Below are 4,144 nucleotides of genomic sequence, written 5' to 3'. Positions count from 1 at the left end.
AGGCCGTGAAGACCGCCGATGTCGTGATGATCCTCCTGCCCGACGAGCAGATCGCCACGGTCTACAAGAACGACGTCGAGCCGAACATCAAGCAGGGCGCGTCGCTCGCCTTCGCGCACGGCTTCAATGTGCACTACGGCCAGGTCGTGCCGCGCGCCGACCTCGACGTGTGGATGGTCGCGCCGAAGGCGCCCGGCCACACCGTACGCTCCACCTACACGCAAGGCGGCGGCGTGCCGCACCTGGTGGCGGTGCACGCTGACAAGTCGGGCAAGGCGCGCGACCTAGCGCTGAGCTACGCCGTGGCCAACGGCGGCGGCAAGGCCGGCATCATCGAGACCAACTTCCGCGAGGAGACCGAGACCGACCTGTTCGGCGAGCAGGCCGTGCTGTGCGGTGGCACCGTCGAGCTGATCAAGGCCGGTTACGAGACCCTGGTCGAGGCGGGCTACGCGCCCGAGATGGCCTACTTCGAGTGCCTGCACGAGCTGAAGCTGATCGTCGACCTCATCTACGAGGGCGGCATCGCCAACATGAACTACTCGATCTCCAACAACGCCGAGTACGGCGAGTACGTGACGGGCCCGCGCATCGTCACCGAGGAGACCAAGAAGGTCATGAAGCAGGTGCTCAAGGACATCCAGACCGGCGAGTACGCCAAGAGCTTCATCCTCGAGAACCGCGCCGGCGCGCCGACGCTGCAGTCGCGCCGCCGCCTGACCGCCGAGCACTCGATCGAGCAGGTGGGCGAGAAGCTGCGCGCGATGATGCCGTGGATCAAGAAGAACCGCCTGGTCGACCAGTCGCGCAACTGATCCGACGCATCGCCAGCGAAGGCCGCGCGGGCTCCCGCGCGGCCTTTTCACTGGGGCCTGCGGTATCCTCGCGGCCATGAACGACGCACCCGATCTGGCCGACGACGTGGAACCCGCGCCGCGTCCGCGCCGCAAGGGCATCTACATCCTGCCGAACCTGTTCACGCTGGCGGCGCTGTTCGGCGGCTTCTACGCCATCGTGATGGCGATGAACCAGCGCTTCGAGAACGCCGCCATCGGCATCTTCTGCGCGATGGTGCTCGACAGCCTCGACGGCCGCGTGGCGCGCATGACCAACACGCAGAGTGCCTTCGGCGAGCAGATGGACAGCCTGTCCGACATGGTCTCGTTCGGCGCGGCGCCGGCGCTGATCGTCTACGAGTGGGCGCTCAAGGGCATGGGCAAGCTGGGCTGGATCGCGGCCTTTGTCTACTGCGCCGCGGCGGCGTTGCGGCTGGCGCGCTTCAACGTCAACACCGGCGTGGTCGACAAGCGGTTCTTCCAGGGGCTGCCGAGCCCGGCGGCGGCTGCACTGGTGATCGGCTTCATCTGGCTGATGGACGACAGCGGCTACAAGGGCTTCCGCGAGGGCCCCTGGCTGGGCTGGACGGCGATGGGCTTCACGCTGTTCGCCGGGCTGACCATGGTGACCAACGTGCCGTTCTACAGCTTCAAGGACGTGAGCTTCAAGCGCTCGGTACCGTTCATCGTCATCGTGGCCATCGCGCTGGCCTTCGCGCTGGTGGCCTACCACCCGCCCACCGTGCTGTTCGCGCTGTTCGTGGTCTACGGCCTGTCGGGCTACGCGATGTACGCCTATCGCAAGGCCAAGGGCAGGCCGGTCAGTGTGATCGCCACCTCGACCGACGAGCCCGACGAACAGGGCCTGCACCGTTGAATGCCACGTGCTAGACTGCACGCCATGACGTTCCCGACCGCGATCACGCTAGTGCTTCTTCTAGGAGTTCCACGGGCTCGTTGATCGCTCACGTCTGTTCGTCTCTCGATCTCACGGCCCGTTTGCATCCCGCAACGGGCCGTTTGTCTTTTCCGCAGGAGCACCACCATGGCCGACAAGCTCATCATCTTCGACACCACCTTGCGCGATGGCGAGCAATCGCCCGGCGCCTCGATGACCAAGGACGAAAAGCTGCGCATCGCGCGGCAGCTCGAACGACTGCGGGTGGACGTGATCGAGGCCGGCTTCGCGGCCTCGTCCAACGGTGACTTCGAGGCCGTCAAGGCGATCGCCGACCACATCAAGGAGTCGACGGTGTGCTCGCTGGCAAGGGCCAACGACCGCGACATCTCGCGCGCCGCCGAGGCGCTCGCCGGCGCGGCGCGGTCTCGCATCCACACCTTCATCGCCACCAGCGCGCTGCACATGGAGAAGAAGCTGCGCATGACGCCCGACCAGGTGTTCGAGCAGGCGAAGCTGGCGGTGCGTTTCGCGCGCAATCTGTGCGGCGACATCGAGTTCTCGCCGGAGGATGGCTATCGCTCGGATCCCGACTTCCTTTGCCGGGTGCTGGAGGCGGTGATCTCCGAAGGTGCCACGACGATCAACATTCCCGACACGGTCGGCTACGCGGTGCCCGAGCTTTACGGCAGTTTCATCCGCCAGCTTCGCGAGCGGGTGCCCAACTCCGACAAGGCGATCTGGTCGGTGCACTGCCACAACGACCTCGGCATGGCGGTGGCGAACTCGCTGGCCGGGGTGAAGCTGGGCGGCGCGCGCCAGGTGGAGTGCACCATCAACGGCCTGGGCGAGCGAGCCGGCAACTGCTCGCTGGAAGAGGTGGTAATGGCGGTGAAGACGCGCCGCGACTATTTCGGCCTCGAGGTCGGCGTCGATGCTTCGCAGATCGTGCCGGCCTCGCGCCTGGTGGCGCAGACCACCGGCTTCGTGGTGCAGCCGAACAAGGCGGTGGTGGGCGCAAACGCCTTTGCCCATGCCTCCGGCATCCACCAGGACGGCGTGCTCAAGGCGCGCGACACCTACGAGATCATGCGCGCCGAGGACGTGGGCTGGGCTGCCAACAAGATCGTGCTGGGCAAGCTCTCGGGCCGCAACGCCTTCAAGCAGCGGCTGCAGGAACTGGGCATCGAGATGGCCTCCGAGGCCGAGATCAACGCGGCGTTCGCGAAGTTCAAGGAGCTTGCCGACCGCAAGAGCGACATCTTCGACGAGGACATCGTCGCGCTGGTGATGGACGAGTCGGTGACGGCGGAGAACGAGCACTACCGTCTTCTCTCGCTCGCGCAGCGATCGGAAACCGGCGAGAGGCCGCATGCCAGCGTCGCATTCGCGGCGGGCAGCGAGGAACTGCATGCAGAGAGCGACGGCAACGGCCCGGTCGATGCGAGCCTGAAGGCGATCGAGTCGAAGCTGCAGACTGGGGCGGAGATGCTGCTCTATTCGGTCAATGCGATCACATCGGGCAGCACAGAATCGCAGGGCGAGGTGACGGTTCGGCTTCAGCACGGCGGGCGCGTGGTCAACGGTGTGGGTGCCGATCCGGACATCGTCGTGGCGTCGGCCAAGGCCTACCTGTCGGCGCTGAACAAGCTGCACAGCAAGACGGAGCGCGTGGCCGCACAGGGCTGACCTGCCAATTCGGTCACATTCCTGACAGTCCTAGGACTGACTTGAGGAAAAACGCGTAAGGTCCTGATCTTGCGCGTTTTTTTTCCTTCAAATAGACTCGCGGTCAAGTCGAGTCGAAAGGGCCGTCGTGGGATTGATCAGCAAGGTTGTCACAACCGTGGCCGTGGCCCTGGTGGCAGCGATCGCCCTGACCATCGCGCCGCCGGTCGAGGCGGCCCAGAAGCAGGTGCGCAAGAAGGCCGCCACCGCGCAGAAGGCGACCAAGGCCACCCCGAAGCAGCGCCGCGCCAAGCGCGCCGCTCGGGTGGTGAGGGAGCGTCCGTCCTACGGCCAGCTTGCGGGCTTGCGCAATACGGATGACGACCTCGATCTGAAGTCCAGCGTGGCCCTGGTGATGGATCAGGAGACCAACGAGGTGCTGCTGTCGAAGAATCCGGACGCGGTGCTGCCGATCGCCTCGATCACCAAGCTGATGACCGCGCTGGTCGTTGCCGAGACCCAGCTGCCGCTGGACGAGATGCTGACGATCACCCAGGAGGACGTCGACACCGAGAAGGGCAGCCGCTCGCGGCTGCGCGTGGGCACCCAGCTCAGCCGCGAGGAGATGCTCCACCTGGCGCTCATGTCGTCGGAGAACCGCGCCGCCCATGCGCTGGGGCGCCACTACCCTGGCGGGCTCAAGGCTTTCGTCGAAGCGATGAACGCGAAGGCCGCCTTGCTC

Annotated in this window: 4 protein-coding genes; all 4 read left to right on the top strand. The window is 65.9% G+C overall.

Annotated features, from left to right (window positions below; all coding sequences use genetic code 11):
- On the top strand, nt 1-815 hold an 815-nt coding region (gene ilvC, locus AB7U92_RS22885; protein WP_428582442.1), incomplete at its 5' end, for a ketol-acid reductoisomerase.
- 76 nt (nt 816-891) lie between these two features.
- Complete coding sequence (gene pssA, locus AB7U92_RS22880) at nt 892-1,713, top strand: CDP-diacylglycerol--serine O-phosphatidyltransferase (RefSeq protein ID WP_428582440.1); 822 nt, start codon at nt 892-894, stop codon at nt 1,711-1,713.
- 168 nt (nt 1,714-1,881) lie between these two features.
- Entirely contained in the window at nt 1,882-3,423 is a 1,542-nt protein-coding gene (locus tag AB7U92_RS22875) for a 2-isopropylmalate synthase (protein ID WP_428582438.1), read from the top strand.
- Nucleotides 3,424-3,580: 157 nt separating this feature from the next.
- A partial coding sequence (locus tag AB7U92_RS22870) for a serine hydrolase (RefSeq protein ID WP_428582436.1) occupies nt 3,581-4,144 on the top strand: 564 nt, incomplete at its 3' end.

Source organism: Piscinibacter sp., assembly GCF_050175855.1.
Classification (GTDB): Bacteria; Pseudomonadota; Gammaproteobacteria; order Burkholderiales; family Burkholderiaceae_C; genus Piscinibacter.
Note: the sequence above shows the minus strand (reverse complement) of the source record. Positions and strands in the feature narration are given on the sequence as shown.